Raw genomic sequence first — 15835 nt, 5'->3', positions numbered from 1 at the left:
AAGCGCCGGATAGACAAAATCCTTTCAGCCCCGAGGATGCACCGGTGTTTGAGGCTATGCTCGCAAGATGATCCTATTTCCCGATTTGCTTCAGCTGCCCCACCAGTTACGCCACCCCGAGGTGCGTGATCTGGCGTGGGTGATCCTCGCCCCGCCGATGCTCGCCGCCACCCCGTGGCCGCAGCGCCATCCGCTGGCGGGCAGCGACTGGGTCAGCGACCCCGAGCGTCTGGAACACTGGCTGCGCCAGCTCGACCGCGACAGTTACGGCCTGCTGCACTGGCTGTCCCAGGCCCGCACCCGGCGCCTGGGCCTGTATTACGAGCGGTTGTGGCAATTTGCGGTGGAACACGCGCCGGGCATCGAGCTGATCGCTGCCAACCTGCCGATCCGCCGCGAAGGCCACACCCTCGGCGAGCTGGACATGCTGCTGCGCGACCGCGACGGCGTGCATCACCTGGAACTGGCGATCAAGCTCTACCTCGGCCCGCAGAACGGCGACGGCCATGATCCGGCGTCGTGGCTGGGGCCGGGTTGTCATGATCGGCTGGATCGCAAACTGGCACATTTGAGCGAACATCAACTGCCGATCTCCGCGCGCCCGGAAAGCCGCGAAGTGCTGGCGGCGCTGGATGTCGGGACGTTCAGTGCGCAATTGTGGCTTGGCGGGTATCTGTTGTATCCGTGGCCCGGTCAGTCCGTGCCGCCCAGCGGCGCCCACCCGCAGCATTTGCGCGGCAGCTGGCTGCATCAGAAAGACTGGCCGGCGTTTGTCGCCCAGCGCCCGGTCGGACGCTGGCAACCCCTGCCCCGCCACGCCTGGCTGGCGCCGGCGCACTACCCGGCGGATCAGACCTGGAGCAACGGCCACTTGCAGGCCTGGCTCGATGAACTCGAACCGCTGGCCCCGGCGCAACTGATGGTGCGCCTGACCGAAAATGCCCAGGGCGAGTGGGAAGAAGCCGAGCGGCTGTTTCTGGTGTCGGATCTGTGGCCGAACGTGCCGGGGCAGAATTAAACCGACAACCGCACCGCCAGTGCGGCCAGCGTCACCAGCAACACCGGCACCGTCAGCACAATCCCGACCTTGAAGTAATACCCCCAGCCGATCCGGATATTCTTGCGCTCCAGCACATGCAGCCAGAGCAAGGTCGCGAGACTGCCGATCGGGGTGATTTTCGGCCCCAGGTCGCTGCCGATCACGTTGGCGTAGATCATCGCCTCCTTCACCACAACGCTGGCCTGGCTGGCATCGATCGACAGCAACCCGACCAGCACCGTCGGCAGGTTGTTCATGATCGACGACAACAAGGCCGTCAGCACACCGGTGCCCATCGCCGCGCCCCACACACCGTACCCGGCGAACACATCCAGCCACCCGGCCAGATAATCGGTGAGCCCGGCGTTGCGCAGTCCGTAGACCACCAGGTACATGCCCAGCGAGAAAATCACGATCTGCCACGGCGCCTCTTTCATCACCTTGCGCGTGGAAATCTTGTGCCCGCGCGCGGCGATCGCCAGCAACAGCGCAGCGCACACCGCCGAGATCGCACTGATCGGAATCCCCAGCGGCTCCAGCGCGAAACAACCGATCAACAGAATCAGCAGCACCGCCCAACCGGCGTAGAACGTGGCCTTGTCGTGGATAGCGGTTTCCGGGTGTTCAAGCTGTTCCGGGTCATAGCTCTTGGGAATGTCACGGCGGAAGAACCACAGCAGCATGCCCAGCGTGGCCGCGACGCTGACGAAGTTGACCGGCACCATCACCGCCGCATAGCGGTTGAAACCGATGTGGAAGAAGTCGGCCGAGACGATGTTCACCAGGTTCGACACCACCAGCGGCAGGCTCGCGGTGTCGGCAATGAACCCCGCGCCCATGACGAACGCCAGAGTCGCCGCCGGGGAAAAGCGCAGGGCCAGCAGCATGGAAATCACGATCGGCGTGAGGATCAGCGCGGCGCCGTCATTGGCGAACAGCGCCGACACCAGCGCGCCGAGCAGCACCATGAAGGCAAACAGCTTGCGCCCGCTGCCCCGCCCCCAACGTGCTACGTGCAACGCGGCCCAGGCGAAAAAACCGGCTTCATCGAGCAGCAGACTGATGATGATCAGCGCTACAAACGTGCCGGTGGCGTTCCAGATGATCTGCCACACCAGCGGGATGTCGCTCAGGTGCACTACGCCGAAAATCAGCGCGATGATGGCGCCGAATGTTGCACTCCAGCCAACCCCGAGGCCTTTGGGTTGCCAGATCACCAGGGTAATGGTCAGCAGGAAAATCAGTGACGCAGCGAGCATTCGCGACAGCCTTCAGTCAGGTTAAGAAAACAAGCCACAACAAAAACCTGTGGGAGTGAGCTTGCTCGCGATGGCGGCGTGTCATTCAACTGAAGTGTCAGCTGATACACCGATATCGCGAGCAAGCTCGCTCCCACAGGGTCGATATCTTGTCAGAAAACTCAGTGGTTCACTTCTTGTGCTGCGCCACCCACTCACCAAAAGCATTGATGAAACTTTGCAGGAACGGCTTCACCGATTCGTTCAGCTTGCCCGCCTCGTCGAACGCCGTGCCCGCGCCGCCCAGATAGGCTTCCGGCTGCTGCATGCATGGCACGTTGAGGAAAACAAAGGACTGACGCAGATGCTGGTTGGCGCCGAAACCGCCGATGGCACCCGGCGAAACGCTGATCACCGCCCCCGGTTTGCCGCTCCAGACACTCTTGCCGTAAGGCCGCGATCCGACGTCGATCGCGTTCTTCAAAGGCGCTGGCACCGAGCGGTTGTACTCCGGGGTAACAAACAGCAGAGCGTCGGATGAACCCACTTTTTGCCGGAAAGTGCTGTAGGCTGCCGGCGGTGAATCGCCGTCGATGTCTTCGTTGTAGAGTGGCAGATCGCCAATTTCGACAATGTTCAGCTTGAGATTGGCCGGTGCCAGTTCCGCCAGCGCCAGGGCGACCTTGCGGTTGATGGACGCCTTGCGCAGGCTGCCGACCACTACTGCGACGTTATAGACATTGCTCATTGGAAGACTCTCGACTGTCCGTGGGAGGAGCCAGTAGTTATAGATGATCCGGCGACGATTCCACCAGACGCCGAAGGTTATTTCCTGCGTCTGGAATATTTTTTTCCTGTAGGAAAACTTACCAAGCTCGATGACGGTCTACCAAGCCGCAAATCAAGCGTTTTATCTCCAGAGGTTCTAAGCAGATGGCAGCAGTACTCGTCGGTCAGTTCCATGCAAGAGATGCGGAAGGCCGCGTTTATTCCGTGCATGAGTTCCAGGAATCCAACCCGTCGGCAGACGGTTTCACCGGCACGGAGCCCGTTACCACCTACAAGCTGGCGATTGGCGACCGCGTCAACAAGATCGACGACAACGAGTTTTTGCTGGTTCAGTCGGGCATCACCCTGATCCGCGAACCCGAGCCATCGGTCGCTTCATAACCGATCGTTATGAGCAGAAGTCATCCGCGCCGAGTTGGGGTAGGATTCAGCCACTGACCCCAACGGCCGGACATGGACTTCACGCATGCGTTTACGTCATATCGAAGTGATTCAGGCGCTTTTGCAGACCGGTCACGTGGGCACCGCCGCCGAATGGCTGCAACTAGCGGCGCCCGAGGTCGAGGAGCGTTTGCGCGAAGCCGAGAGTCAGCTCGGGTTCATGCTGTTCGCCAGCGTACGCGGACGACTTCAGCCAACCCCGGAGGCCCGGGCGCTGCAAATCGAGATCGGCCACATCTATGAAGCGCTGGAGCCGGTGCAACGGCTGGCCAGCAGCCTCAAGCAATACCTCGCCCCGCCCCTGCGGATCATCGGCACCCCGCCGCTGGCCCAGCAGCTGCTGCCGCAAAGTCTCGCCGCCCTGCGCCGTCGCTTGCCAGACGTGCCCTGCACCCTGCTCAGCGAACCGACCCGCGACATCGTCCGCCACCTGCTGCTGCGCGACAGCGATCTGGGCCTGAGCCTGCACGACCCACAACACCCCGACATTGATTGCCAGCCACTGGCCCAGGGCAAGTTGCAATTGCTTGCGCCGCACGGCTGGCTGCAACCGAAACAGAAGTACATTTCCCTGCAGGATCTGGCCGGCCAGGCGATGGTCGGCCTCGAAGGCCAGGACCCACTGAGCCCGGCCCTGGAAAACAAGCTCCAGGCCCTGCGCCCGGCGCCGACCATTCAGACCCGGGTGCAAACCCACCAGATGATGCGCAGCATGGTCGAGGCCGGCGAAGGGCTGGCGATCGTCGACCCGTTCACCGCCCTTGGCGCACGGGCGGGCGGTCTCGACGTCTGCCCGCTGTCGCCGGCGGTGCCGATCAGCCTCTATGCCCTGACCTTCAAACACACCGCGCCGTCAGCGGCGATTCAGACGCTGCTCGGGATCGTCACGGAACAAGCCGAGGCGATGCTGGCGAACTGATCGGATGCTCCAGCGGGTTATCGAACAATCGATACCAGAACAGCGCCACTTCAGCGGTGTTCGGATCGATGCCGCGATAACGCAGGTGGTCGATGCCGCCGATCACATACCCGCAACGCTCATACAGGCGGCAGGCGCCGAGGTTGTTGTTCTGGGTTTCCAGCATGATCCCCGGCAGCTTTTTCTTGCGACTCCAGAACTGCGCCACGTCGAGCAAGGCCTTGGCCACCCCATGGCGCCGCGCCGGGGCGTGCACCGCCAGTTCATCGATATGGGCGAAGCCGTTCCAGTTGGTGCTGATCACCAGATGACCGACCGGTTCGTCCTCCAGATACGCCATGAAAATCGCACTGTCGGCGGCGTCGCGGAAACTGCTGAACTCCTCCGGATCGATGCCGTAGCACTTGCGATACGGCACGATGGGTGTCACGGCCCATTGCGCCACGGGCTTGCCGATTTCCGCCGCGCCGTAGGCGGCCACCTCGAAACTGAAATCGCTGCCCCAGATATATTCGGCAAAACCCTCGTCGGCGACCCGCACCGACAGCCCTGGGTATTTCGGATTCATGACCGGTTGCATACTTGGAAAAGCCCTCATTCCTTGACGCAATCGACGGTGTATTGCCGCCCATTGCCCTCATCTTCGTGTTGCAGACCGTGCACATCGACCACGAACCCCGGAAACGTTGCGTCGAACGTGCGGGCAAACCTGAGGTATTCGATGATCGAGCGCGTGGATTCGGTAAAACGTTCGCCGGGCATGATCAGCGGAATACCAGGCGGGTACGGCACCAGCATCACCGCCGCCACCCGGCCTTCCAGCTCATCGATCGGCACCGCCTCGACTTCGCCGCGCACCAGTTGATCGTAAGCATGGGCCGGTTTCATGGCGATTTCCGGCAGCACGGTGTACATGCGCTTGAGGTGCTTGGCGGTGGCGTTGCTGCGATAGCAGGCATGGAGTTGATCGCACAGATCGCGCAGTCCCATGCCGCGATAGCGCACAGGATCTTCCTGGGCGACACACTTCAGGCAGGTGTCGAGGCTGACGTTGGCGTCGTAGCTGCGCTTGAACTCCAGCAGTTCGGTCAGCAGCGTGCTCCACTTGCCCTTGGTGATGCCCATGGAGAACAACACCAGAAACGAATACAGGCCGGTTTTCTCGACCACCAGTCCGCGCTCCCAAAGGAAGCGGCTGACCACGGCCGCCGGGATGCCCTTGTCGCTCAAAGCGCCGCCGGCGGTCAGGCCCGGCATGACCAGGGTGACCTTGATCGGGTCGAGCAGTACGTAGTCGTCGCTGACCTCGCCGAAACCGTGCCAGTCCGCATCCGGTTGCAGCAGCCAGTCCTGGGTCTGCACCCGGTCGATGCCCTCGACACCCGGTGGCTGCCAGATCGAGAACCACCAGTCATCAGCGGCGATGTGCTGGCGCAGATTGGCCAGCGCCCGGCGAAAGCTCAGGGCTTCGTCGAAGGTTTCCTGTAACAGCGAGCGTCCGGCCGGGCCTTCCATCATCGCCGACGCCACGTCCAGCGAGGCGATGATGCTGTACTGCGGCGACGTCGAGATGTGCATCATGAACGCTTCGTTGAACCGGTCGCGATCCAGCTGCCGCGCGCCGCCGTCCTGCACATGAATCATCGAAGCCTGGCTGAACGCCGCCAGCAGTTTGTGGGTGGAATGGGTGGTGAACACCAGCGGACTGTTCTCGCTGCGCGAGGTGGCCATACCGTAACGGCCGGCAAAGAATTCGTGAAACGCCGCATAGGCGTACCAGGCTTCGTCGAAATGCAGGACTTCGACGCTGTTGCCCAGGCTCTGTTTGATCAGTTCGGCGTTGTAGCAGAGGCCGTCGTAGGTGGAGTTGGTGATCACCGCCAGTTTGACTTTCGGCTCGCGGCCCTTGGTCAGCGGGCTGGCGTCGATCTTGGCCTGGATCGATTCGCGACTGAATTCACTGAGCGGGATCGGGCCGATGATCCCCAGTTCATTGCGTTCCGGGCACAGGTACAGCGGAATCGCGCCGGTCATGATGATCGCGTGCAGCACCGACTTGTGGCAGTTGCGATCCACCAGCACCAGATCATCGCGCCCGACCATCGAGTGCCAGACGATCTTGTTGGCGGTCGAGGTGCCATTGATCACGAAAAAGGTGTGATCGGCGCCGAAATTGCGCGCGGCTCGCGCTTCTGCTTCGGCCAGTGGCCCGGTGTGGTCGAGCAAGGAACCCAGCTCCGGCACCGACACCGACAGATCCGAGCGCAGGGTGTTTTCCCCGAAGAACTGGTGAAACGCCTGCCCCACCGGGCTCTTGTGATAAGCCACACCGCCACCATGCCCGGGGGTGTGCCAGGAATAGTTGGAATCAGCCGTATGCTGCACCAGCGCCTTGAAGAATGGCGGCAACAGCCCGTCCAGATATTTACGCGCAGCCCGCGCCACCTGCCGGGCGAGAAACGGCACGGTGTCTTCGAACAGGTAGAGAATGCCGCGCAACTGATTGAGCTCAGCCATGGCATCGGCCGGGGCGTTTTCCAGGGTGACTTGCTCGCCGAGGGCAAAGATCGGCAGATCCGGCGCCCGCACCCGGGCCAGACCGATCAGTTCGGCCATGTTCTGCAACAGATGGGAGTTGGTGCTGGCGTCTTCGGCGGCGATCAGCATGCACGCCAGACCATGATGGGTCGACGCCACCAGCCGGCCTTCGGTGTAGTCCGTGGCCGAAACGATACTGAAACCTTCCAGCTCCAGCTCTCGGGCGATTCCGCGGATGCGGTCACCGGCAACCGTGTCGGCCTTGATGTCGCGGTGGACGATCAATACCGGGAACTTCAGATCTTTGTACATGGGGCTCAGTGTCCTGAGGCGGCGGAGAGTGATCTGCCAATGTCCTCAGGGTAGAGGGTCGGAGCGAATGTGGCGAGGGTGGCCAGTTGTCAGTACTGCCAAAAACAAAGGATCGTCCGGACACGGCTTGGGTGTCTGGACGATCCTTTTTTTGTATTACGCCTGGGCTTCGGCTTCCAGCAGCTGAGTCCACAGCGCAGGGGCGCCGGCCGACTTGGCGATGATTTCCAGACGCACCTGGTGTTCGGCCAGTTCGGCTTCGGTGGCGCGAATGATTCGCCCCGGTTGACGATCTGCCGGCAGACGACGGATTTCGGTGGCGGAGTTGTCCGCGCCCTCACCCGTGCCATTGCCATCGGAGGCGTTGCCGGCCAGCGACAGGCTGGTCTGGCCACCGGTCATGGTCAGGTAAACGTCGGCGAGAATCTCCGAGTCGAGCAATGCGCCGTGCAGCTCACGGCCGGAGTTGTCGACGCCGTAGCGTTTGCACAAGGCATCGAGGCTGTTGCGCTGACCCGGGTGACGTTCCCGGGCCATCATCAGGGTGTCGAGGATCGTGCAGTGCTGCGTGATGTCCGCACGATCCTGCTGGCCCATCAGGGCGAATTCGTTGTTGATGAAGCCAACGTCGAACGCCGCGTTGTGGATGATCAGCTGCGCGCCGTTGATGAACTCGAAGAACTCGTCGGCCACCTCGGCAAAACGCGGCTTGCCGACCAGGAATTCGTTGGTGATGCCGTGAACGCCGATCGCGCCTTCGTCACTCTCGCGATCCGGTTGCAGGTAAACGTGAAAGTGCCGGCCCGTCAGGCGTCGACCGATCAGCTCGACACAACCGATTTCGATAATCCGGTGGCCGTCGGTCACCGGCATGCCGGTGGTTTCGGTATCGAGTACAACGGATCTGGTGGCCATCAGTGTTCAGCTCTCAACGGGGTCAATCGTGCAAAAGCGGCGATGTTAACACGCTCGCCGGGAGTGTTTCAGTGGTAAGGACTCAGCTCTGCTTGTAACCGCGAACCTCATCCACCCCACGATTGGCCAACTGGTCGGCGCGTTCGTTGCCGTGGTGGCCGATGTGACCGCGGACCCATTTCCAGGTGACCTTGTGGCGGTTGACCTGCTCGTCGAGCTCTTTCCACAGGTCGGCGTTTTTCACTGGCTCCTTGGCGGCGGTTTTCCAGCCGCGCTTTTTCCAGTTGGCCATCCACTCGTTGATGCCTTTCATCACGTATTGCGAGTCGGTCACCAGCAGCACTTCGCACGGACGCTTGAGGGCTTCCAGGCCGCGAATCGCGCCGAGCAGCTCCATGCGGTTGTTGGTGGTGTTGGCTTCGCCGCCCCACAGTTCCTTTTCGACGCCCTTGCACACCAGCAAGGCGCCCCAGCCGCCCGGGCCGGGGTTGCCCTTGCAGGCGCCGTCAGTGAACAGTTCTACGCTATCGACGCTTTCGCTCATGCCAGTCTATCCAGAAAAAATGCGCGGCCTCGCCGATCACGGATCGACAATGGCCGAGGCCGGGGATTAACCCGGCCATCAATAAAAGAAGGTTTACGGTTCGATGCGCCGGCGGTTGACCTTGGCCATCGGCAGCGGAATCAGCTTGCCCATCGGCTCGCGGCGTTCCTGACGCACCGGACGCAGGCCGACCACGATCTTGCGCGCGACCAATAAATAGAAGCCGCCGCCCGACAGTTGCCAGTCGCCGGCCTTGCGTTCCCAGCCGGCCAGACGGGCCTGCCACTTGGGTGACGCGAGCGGCGGACGATAGCACCCGAAGCGGCGTTTCTCCAGCGCGAAGCCCAGCAGGTTGAGCCAGTCCGCCACCCGTGACGGCGAGATGCAGCGCGCCTGGCGCAAGGCATCATGGGCGAACACATGGCGCAGCCCCCAGGTGCTCCAGGGGTTGATGCCGACGATCAGCAGATGCCCGCCGGGGCGCACGCTACTGGCCGCTTCGCGCAAAAGACCGTGGGGCGACAGGCAGAAATCCAGGCCATGCTGCAACACCACCACGTCGGCGGCGTGCTCGCTCAACGGCCAGGCCTGTTCTTCGCAGACGATCTCCACGCCCGGCAACGGCGCGCCCAACCGCACATTGCGCTGCACCTGCGGCGCCGACGGCGGTGTTTCGGCGGACGGGCCGTAATGCACCAGATAGCCGCCGAAGAATCGGCCCAGCTCGTCTTCGAGCATGCGCCGTTCTTCGTCCAGCAGAAATTGCCCGAGGGGGCCGGACAGCCATTCACGGGCTGCACCGATCAGCGCGAGCCAGTCAGGATCGGCCTGAGCGAACGCTTTATCGATCATTGCATTCTCCAACACGCCAGGAACCTCTAAGATGCGCCAATGTTACCCGCTTGGCGAATTCGACGATGATACAGATCAGTGCCCTGCCCGCCTTCACCGACAACTACATCTGGTTGTTACAGGATCATGCCACCCAGCGTTGCGCAGTGGTCGATCCGGGGGATGCCGCCCCCGTGCAGGCGTGGCTCGACGCGCATCCGGGCTGGGTGCTCGGCGACATCCTCATCACTCACCATCACCACGACCATGTCGGCGGCGTCGAAACGCTGAAAAAGGCCACCGGCGCCACGGTCTACGGACCGGCCAGCGAAAGCATTCCGGGGCGCGACGTGGCCCTCAAGGACAACGACACGGTGCGCGTGCTCGGCTGGGACTTCGACGTCTATGCCGTGCCCGGCCACACCCTGGGGCACATCGCCTACTACCATCATGGCCTGCTGTTCTGTGGCGACACCCTGTTCGCTGCCGGCTGCGGCCGCCTGTTCGAAGGCACGCCGCAACAGATGCACCATTCGTTGAGCCGTCTGGCGGCGCTGCCGGAAGACACGCTGGTCTACTGCACCCACGAATACACCCTGAGCAATCTGAAATTCGCCGCCGCCGTGGAGCCGGGCAACCGGGACATCGCCGCCCGTCTGGAAAAAGTCGGCCAGCAACGTGCCAGCGGCGTGATGACCCTGCCCTCGACCCTCGCGCTGGAAAAGCTCACAAACCCCTTTTTGCGCACCGGTGAAATATTAGTTACACAAAAAGTGGACGAACGGAACGGCCCTCAAAACCGGGCGCCGAGTGAGGTTTTTGCGGCTCTGCGGGCATGGAAAGATACGTTCTAAGTGGCTCACCGCCTGGTACAAAAATTCTGAATGGTTGACCGCAGGGGGTGCGCTTTCTAGAATCGCCCGACATTTTTGCCCGGAACTTACTTCCAGCCAATGTCGTCATCCATACGTAAGTCCGTCAATTCAGATGCTTTGACCCGCCTGGCGCAAGCCATCGCGGTGGCTGTGTCCGCCACACTGGCGGGCTGTTCCAGCCATGCTCCGCAGACTGAAGCGACACATACGCCGAACATTGCTGCGCGAGCCAAGCAGAAGCCTATCTGGTTGTCGGAAAAGCCCAGCCCGCAGGTGCCTCAGGACATCTGGGAGCGCATGCGCGGCGGTTTCCAGCTGCAGGAAGGTCTGGGCGTGAACCCGCGCATCGAGCAACAGCGCCTGTGGTTCGCCAGTAACCCTTCCTTCCTCGAGAACGCCGGCGAACGCGGCAGCCTCTACATTCATTACATCGTCGAGCGCCTCGAAGAACGCAACATGCCGCTGGAACTGGCACTGCTGCCGGTCATCGAAAGCGCCTACAACCCGATGGCCTATTCCCGGGCCGACGCGGTGGGCCTCTGGCAGTTCATTCCTTCCACCGGGCGTTACTTCAACCTGCGTCAGACCCGTTTCTACGATGGCCGTCGCGACATCACCGCCTCGACCACCGCAGCGATGGACTACCTGACCCGCCTGCACGACATGTTCAACGGTGACTGGCTGCTGGCACTGGCCGCGTACAACGCCGGCGAAGGCACGGTCAGCCGCGCCATCGAGCGCAACGAAAAGCTCGGCCTGCCGACCGACTACTGGAACCTGCCGCTGCCGGCGGAAACCCAGGCTTACGTGCCGAAGCTGCTGGCGCTCTCGCAAGTGGTCCTGACGCCTGAAGCCTATGGCGTGAACCTTAACCCGATCGCCAACGAACCGTATTTCCAGGTCGTCGAAATCAACCAGCGCATGGACCTGTCCAAGGTCGCAGCGGTGGCCAACATCGATGAAGACGAGCTGTTCCAGCTCAACCCGGCCTTCAAGCAGCGCACCACCATCGACGGCCCGCAGCACCTGCTGGTGCCGACCTCTAAGGCGCAACTGCTGACCGCCAGCCTGCAGACCATGCGTCCTGAAGAGCTGATCAGCCCGCGTTCGCTGAAACCGGTGTTCGAAGGCGCCGACCCGAGCGAGATCGCCCAGGCCAAGCGTGCCTATCGGGTCAAGCGTGGCGACAACCTCGGCTCCATCGCCAAGGCCAACAAGGTCGAGGTCAAGGACCTGCAACGCTGGAACAAGCTGACCGGCAAGAACCTCAAGGTCGGCCAGACCCTGGTCATGCGCGACACTACCCAGCGCACGCCTACCCGCAAGAGTGGCGGACGCATCAATACGGTCGTCGCTGCCAACAGCAAAACCAGCAGCAAGGCCAAAGACAAGGACGACAGCAAGCAGCAGACCCAGTACAAGGTCAAACGCGGCGACACGCTGTACGTGGTGGCCAAGCGCTTCAACGTCGAGATGCAACACCTCAAGCGCTGGAATCCGGGCGCCGGCAAGGCACTCAAGCCTGGGCAGATGCTCACGGTCTACCAGCCGCACTGACAAAGAGCCCCTGAATTTCAGGGGCTTTTTTTCGCCTGTCATTTTTTACCTTCGGCGCAGGCAACGCCCACAATTAACCGCGCATTAAGCCCCTGTCTTTTTCCTGTCCATACAAGCTGTTACTGTACGGCCCACAAAGCCCAAGCCGCCTGGATCGGATCTGACTTGAAGCGTCCCCTCCTCCTGCTCCTGATCAGCCTGGCCTTGAGCTCCCCCGTCAGCGCGACGATCACCGAAAGCCACGGTTATGCGCAGTTCGGCACGCTCAAGTACCCGGCCAGATTTACCCACTTCGACTGGGTCAACCCGCAAGCGCCCAAGGGCGGCACCTTGCGGGTGATGGCGTTTGGCACCTTCGATACGCTCAACCCCTACACCTTCAAGGGCACCAGCCCGGTCACCACGGCGAATTTCCTGCAATACGGCATCAACGAGCTGAACGAGCCGCTGATGGTCGGCACCGGGCAATACGCGCCGTCGGGGGACGAGCCGGCCTCCAGTTACGGCCTGATCGCCCAATCGGTGGAATACAGCGAAGATCGCAGCTGGGTGGTGTTCAATCTGCGCCCGCAAGCGCGCTTCCACGACGGCACGCCGATCACCGCGTACGACGTGGCGTTCTCCTATCGCCTACTGCTCAAGGAAGGTCACCCGCTGTATCGCACCGCCCTTCAGGAAGTGCTCCGCGTCGACATCCTCAACCCGCAGCGCATCCGGTTTGTGCTCAAGCGCAGCGGCAATCCGCTGCTGATCCTGCGTCTGGGCGAATTGCCGGTGCTGCCCCAGCATTACTGGAAGGGTCGCGACTTCAAGGCCACCACCTTCGAGCCGCCGCTGGGCAGCGGGCCGTACCGCATCACCTCGGTCACGCCGGGCCGGCAGCTGATTTTCGAGCGGGTCAAGGACTACTGGGGCAAGGACCTGCCGGTCAATCGCGGCAAGTACAACGTCGACCGCATGGAAGTCGAGTTCTACCGCGACAGCGATGTGGCCTTCGAAGCATTCAAGGCCGGCGAGTTCGACATCTATATTGAGCACCAGGCGAAAAACTGGGCCAACGGCTACAACTTCCCGGCGATCCGTCGCGGCGACGTGATCAAGGCGCAGATCCCGCACCAGATCCCGACCCAGAGCCAGGGTCTGTTCATGAACACCCGGCGCCCGGCCTTTGCCGATATCAAGGTGCGCGAAGCCCTTGGCCTGATGTTCGACTTCGAATGGACCAATCGCGCCCTGTTCAGCGACGCCTACAAACGCACTACCAGCTACTACCCCAACAGCGAATTCAGTGCCGTCGGCCTGCCGGTCGGCCATGAATGGCTGATGCTCAAACCGTACAAGGATCAACTGCCGGCGCGCCTGTTCACCGAACCGTTCACGCTGCCGCAGACCGATGGGCGCGGCATTCCCCGGGAAACCATGCGCAAAGCCCTGGCGCTGCTGGCCGAGGCCGGCTGGAAGCTCAACGGCCAGCGCCTGCAGAACGCCGCCGGCCAGCCGCTGCGTTTCGAGCTGTTGCTGGTCAATCCGAATCTTGAGCGGATCCTCCAGCCGTACATCGAGAACCTCAACAGCATCGGCATCGACGCGCGCCTGCGCACGGTGGATCGCGCCCAGTACAAACAGCGTCTGGACCAGTTCGATTTCGACATGATCCTGATGACCCTCAACCAGACTCTCAGCCCGGGGCTGGAACAGTGGCAGTACTTCCACTCCAGCCAGGTCGGGGTCAAGGGCAGCAAGAATTACGCGGGCATCGCCAACCCGGTGGTCGATCATCTGCTTGAGCAACTGCTCGCCGCCCGCACCCGCGATGAACAGGTCGCCGCCGGCAAGGCACTGGACCGCGTGCTGCTCTGGCAGCACTACAGCATTCCCAACTGGTACCTCAATTATCACCGTCTGGCGTACCGCAACCGGTTCGCCTTCGTCACTACGCCGCCCTACACCCTGGGCCTGAGCGCGTGGTGGCTGAAATCTTCGGAGAAAGATCGATGAAGCCTATCCGCGCCCTGCTCGTGCAGGCCAGCGGTCTGCTGTTCGCCGGGCTGGCCTTGGCCGCCCCGCAACACGCCGTGACCCTGTACAACGAGCCGCCGAAATACCCCGCCGACTTCAAGCACTTCGATTACGTAAACCCCGACGCGCCCAAGGGCGGGATCTTCCGCCAGGCCGGCTTCGGCGGTTTCGACAGCCTCAACCCGTTCATCAGCAAAGGCGTGCCGGCGGACGATATTGGCCTGATCTACGACACCCTGGCCAAACAGGGTCTGGACGAGCCGTTCACCGAATACGGCCTGATCGCCGGCAAAATCGAAAAAGCCCCGGACAACAGATGGGTACGCTTCTACCTGCGTCCCGAAGCGAAGTTTCATGACGGCCATCCGATCCGCGCCGAAGACGTGGTGTTCAGCTTCCAGACGCTGACCAAGGAAGGTGCACCGATGTATCGCGGCTACTACGCCGACGTCGAGGAAGTGATCGCCGAAGATCCGCTCAAGGTGCTGTTCAAGTTCAAGCACACCAACAACCGCGAACTGCCGCTGATTCTCGGCCAATTGCCGGTGCTGCCGAAACACTGGTGGGCCGAGCGTGATTTCAACAAGGGCAACCTGGAAATCCCGTTGGGCAGCGGCCCGTACAAGGTCACCCAAGTGAAGGCCGGGCGTTCGGTGCGTTACGAGCGGGTCAAGGACTACTGGGGCAAGGACCTGCCGGTCAATCGCGGTTTCTACAACTTCGACGTAATGACCACCGACTATTACCGCGACAACACCGTCGCACTGGAAGCGTTGAAAGCCGGGCAGTTCGATTACTGGCTGGAAATGGCCGCGAAAAACTGGGCCAACGCCTACAACGTGCCGGCAGTGACCGAAGGGCGGCTGATCAAGGAACAGATTGCCAACAGCAACCCGACCGGCATGCAGGGCTTCGTCTTCAATCTGCGCCGCCCGGTGTTTCAGGACGTGCGGGTACGCCAGGCCCTCGGCCTGCTGTTCGACTTCGAATGGACCAACAAGCAACTGTTCAACGGCGCTTATGCGCGCACCCGCAGTTACTTCGAAAACTCGGAAATGGCCGCCACCGGCCTGCCTGATGCAGAGCAGGTGGCGATCCTCGACCCGTTCCGCAGCAAGCTGCCGGCGCAGGTGTTCAGCGAAGCCTTCGAAAATCCGAAAACCGACGCCAGCGGCATGATCCGCACGCAACAGCGCGAGGCGTATCAGTTGCTGCAAGAGGCTGGCTGGAAAATCGTCGACGACAAAATGGTCGACGCCACCGGCAAACCGGTGGTCATCGAATTCCTCCTGGCGCAGACCGAATTCGAACGCGTGTTGTTGCCGTTCAAGCGCAACCTCAGCGACCTCGGCATCGATCTGGTGATCCGCCGTGTCGACGTATCGCAATACGTCAATCGCGTGCGCTCGCGAGACTTCGACATGATGGTCGGCAGCTTTCCGCAGTCCAACTCGCCGGGCAACGAGCAGCGCGAATTCTGGATGAGCGCTGCGGCCGACAAGCCCAGCAGCCGAAACTCGATGGGCCTCAAGGATCCGGTGGTCGATCATCTGGTGGAGAATTTGATCAACGCCGATTCGCGCAAAAGCCTGGTGGCCCACGCCCGCGCCCTCGACCGTGTGCTGCAATGGGGTTACTACGTGGTCCCCAACTGGCACATCAAGACCTGGCGCGTGGCGTACTGGAACCACATCGGCCACCCGAAAGTCTCCCCCAAATACGACATCGGCATTAACACCTGGTGGGTCAAACCCGATGCGAAACCGGCGGTAGAAGTCGAAACCCAACTGCAAGCCGACCCTGTGGGCACGGAGTAAT

At 61.9% G+C, this 15835-nt stretch carries 14 protein-coding genes; 7 read left to right on the top strand and 7 right to left on the bottom strand.

Translation table 11 applies throughout. The annotated features are described in order from the left end of the window. Positions 1 to 67 precede the first annotated feature (67 nt). Positions 68 to 1018, top strand: coding sequence for a DUF1853 family protein (locus AC0R79_RS12470; RefSeq protein WP_127797703.1), 951 nt, complete (start codon positions 68 to 70; stop codon positions 1016 to 1018). Here AC0R79_RS12470 and AC0R79_RS12465 read toward each other — a convergent pair. Then, complete coding sequence (locus AC0R79_RS12465; RefSeq protein ID WP_474734609.1) at positions 1015 to 2298, bottom strand: arsenic transporter; 1284 nt, start codon at positions 2296 to 2298, stop codon at positions 1015 to 1017. The two genes, AC0R79_RS12470 and AC0R79_RS12465, sit on opposite strands and share 4 nt — an antisense overlap. 169 nt (positions 2299 to 2467) lie before the next feature. Next, positions 2468 to 3025 carry an NADPH-dependent FMN reductase gene (locus AC0R79_RS12460; protein ID WP_007956924.1) on the bottom strand — a complete coding sequence of 186 codons (558 nt, stop codon included), beginning with the start codon at positions 3023 to 3025 and terminating at the stop codon, positions 2468 to 2470. Between the two features lie 185 nt (positions 3026 to 3210). On the opposite strand from AC0R79_RS12460, the gene AC0R79_RS12455 reads away from it, so the two are divergent. Together AC0R79_RS12455 and AC0R79_RS12450 are read left to right on the top strand one after the other, a co-directional pair. Next, positions 3211 to 3447: a hypothetical protein gene (locus AC0R79_RS12455; RefSeq protein ID WP_007956926.1), complete on the top strand. Its 237-nt coding sequence runs from the start codon at positions 3211 to 3213 to the stop codon at positions 3445 to 3447. Between the two features lie 85 nt (positions 3448 to 3532). Beyond that, positions 3533 to 4426 carry a LysR family transcriptional regulator gene (locus AC0R79_RS12450; RefSeq protein ID WP_127797701.1) on the top strand — a complete coding sequence of 298 codons (894 nt, stop codon included), beginning with the start codon at positions 3533 to 3535 and terminating at the stop codon, positions 4424 to 4426. Here AC0R79_RS12450 and AC0R79_RS12445 read toward each other — a convergent pair. The 5 genes from AC0R79_RS12445 to AC0R79_RS12425 form a co-directional block, all read right to left on the bottom strand. Next, positions 4392 to 5006: a GNAT family N-acetyltransferase gene (locus tag AC0R79_RS12445; RefSeq protein WP_074687860.1), complete on the bottom strand. Its 615-nt coding sequence runs from the start codon at positions 5004 to 5006 to the stop codon at positions 4392 to 4394. The genes AC0R79_RS12450 and AC0R79_RS12445 overlap by 35 nt on opposite strands. A gap of 14 nt (positions 5007 to 5020) precedes the next feature. Beyond that, positions 5021 to 7276 carry an Orn/Lys/Arg family decarboxylase gene (locus tag AC0R79_RS12440; protein ID WP_127797700.1) on the bottom strand — a complete coding sequence of 752 codons (2256 nt, stop codon included), beginning with the start codon at positions 7274 to 7276 and terminating at the stop codon, positions 5021 to 5023. A 156-nt stretch (positions 7277 to 7432) separates the two neighbouring features. After that, positions 7433 to 8191, bottom strand: coding sequence for a DNA polymerase III subunit epsilon (gene dnaQ / locus AC0R79_RS12435; RefSeq protein ID WP_115077416.1), 759 nt, complete (start codon positions 8189 to 8191; stop codon positions 7433 to 7435). 82 nt (positions 8192 to 8273) lie between these two features. Beyond that, positions 8274 to 8735, bottom strand: a complete 462-nt coding sequence (rnhA, locus tag AC0R79_RS12430; protein WP_003224162.1) for a ribonuclease HI — start codon at positions 8733 to 8735, stop codon at positions 8274 to 8276. Positions 8736 to 8828: 93 nt separating this feature from the next. Beyond that, the gene (locus tag AC0R79_RS12425; RefSeq protein ID WP_007956935.1) at positions 8829 to 9587 is read right to left on the bottom strand and encodes a methyltransferase domain-containing protein; all 759 of its coding nucleotides are present in this window, start codon (positions 9585 to 9587) and stop codon (positions 8829 to 8831) included. Between the two features lie 65 nt (positions 9588 to 9652). Here AC0R79_RS12425 and gloB point away from each other — a divergent pair, with 65 nt between their 5' ends. The 4 genes from gloB to AC0R79_RS12405 all read left to right on the top strand — a co-directional run bounded on the left by gloB (position 9653) and on the right by AC0R79_RS12405 (position 15834). Continuing rightward, the gene (gloB, locus tag AC0R79_RS12420; protein WP_474734604.1) at positions 9653 to 10420 is read left to right on the top strand and encodes a hydroxyacylglutathione hydrolase; all 768 of its coding nucleotides are present in this window, start codon (positions 9653 to 9655) and stop codon (positions 10418 to 10420) included. A 99-nt stretch (positions 10421 to 10519) separates the two neighbouring features. Beyond that, positions 10520 to 11998: a transglycosylase SLT domain-containing protein gene (locus AC0R79_RS12415; RefSeq protein WP_127797698.1), complete on the top strand. Its 1479-nt coding sequence runs from the start codon at positions 10520 to 10522 to the stop codon at positions 11996 to 11998. A gap of 165 nt (positions 11999 to 12163) precedes the next feature. Beyond that, positions 12164 to 13996, top strand: a complete 1833-nt coding sequence (locus AC0R79_RS12410; RefSeq protein WP_085704296.1) for an extracellular solute-binding protein — start codon at positions 12164 to 12166, stop codon at positions 13994 to 13996. Then, positions 13993 to 15834, top strand: a complete 1842-nt coding sequence (locus tag AC0R79_RS12405; protein WP_474734603.1) for an extracellular solute-binding protein — start codon at positions 13993 to 13995, stop codon at positions 15832 to 15834. The genes AC0R79_RS12410 and AC0R79_RS12405 overlap by 4 nt, the downstream gene beginning before the upstream one ends. Position 15835 lies beyond the last annotated feature (1 nt).

This window comes from Pseudomonas sp. HD57-3 (genome assembly GCF_056113135.1).
Note: the sequence above shows the minus strand (reverse complement) of the source record. Positions and strands in the feature narration are given on the sequence as shown.

What these genes read in the sequence shown, in the direction of transcription:
- AC0R79_RS12440 (WP_127797700.1), bottom strand. Translation starts at nt 7,276, where the DNA reads ATGTACAAAGATCTGAAGTTCCCGGTATTGATCGTCCACCGCGACATC.
- rnhA (WP_003224162.1), bottom strand. Translation starts at nt 8,735, where the DNA reads ATGAGCGAAAGCGTCGATAGCGTAGAACTGTTCACTGACGGCGCCTGC.
- AC0R79_RS12445 (WP_074687860.1), bottom strand. Translation starts at nt 5,006, where the DNA reads ATGCAACCGGTCATGAATCCGAAATACCCAGGGCTGTCGGTGCGGGTC.
- AC0R79_RS12470 (WP_127797703.1), top strand. Translation starts at nt 68, where the DNA reads ATGATCCTATTTCCCGATTTGCTTCAGCTGCCCCACCAGTTACGCCAC.
- dnaQ (WP_115077416.1), bottom strand. Translation starts at nt 8,191, where the DNA reads ATGGCCACCAGATCCGTTGTACTCGATACCGAAACCACCGGCATGCCG.
- AC0R79_RS12425 (WP_007956935.1), bottom strand. Translation starts at nt 9,587, where the DNA reads ATGATCGATAAAGCGTTCGCTCAGGCCGATCCTGACTGGCTCGCGCTG.
- AC0R79_RS12415 (WP_127797698.1), top strand. Translation starts at nt 10,520, where the DNA reads ATGTCGTCATCCATACGTAAGTCCGTCAATTCAGATGCTTTGACCCGC.
- AC0R79_RS12465 (WP_474734609.1), bottom strand. Translation starts at nt 2,298, where the DNA reads ATGCTCGCTGCGTCACTGATTTTCCTGCTGACCATTACCCTGGTGATC.
- AC0R79_RS12405 (WP_474734603.1), top strand. Translation starts at nt 13,993, where the DNA reads ATGAAGCCTATCCGCGCCCTGCTCGTGCAGGCCAGCGGTCTGCTGTTC.
- AC0R79_RS12455 (WP_007956926.1), top strand. Translation starts at nt 3,211, where the DNA reads ATGGCAGCAGTACTCGTCGGTCAGTTCCATGCAAGAGATGCGGAAGGC.
- AC0R79_RS12450 (WP_127797701.1), top strand. Translation starts at nt 3,533, where the DNA reads ATGCGTTTACGTCATATCGAAGTGATTCAGGCGCTTTTGCAGACCGGT.
- gloB (WP_474734604.1), top strand. Translation starts at nt 9,653, where the DNA reads ATGATACAGATCAGTGCCCTGCCCGCCTTCACCGACAACTACATCTGG.
- AC0R79_RS12460 (WP_007956924.1), bottom strand. Translation starts at nt 3,025, where the DNA reads ATGAGCAATGTCTATAACGTCGCAGTAGTGGTCGGCAGCCTGCGCAAG.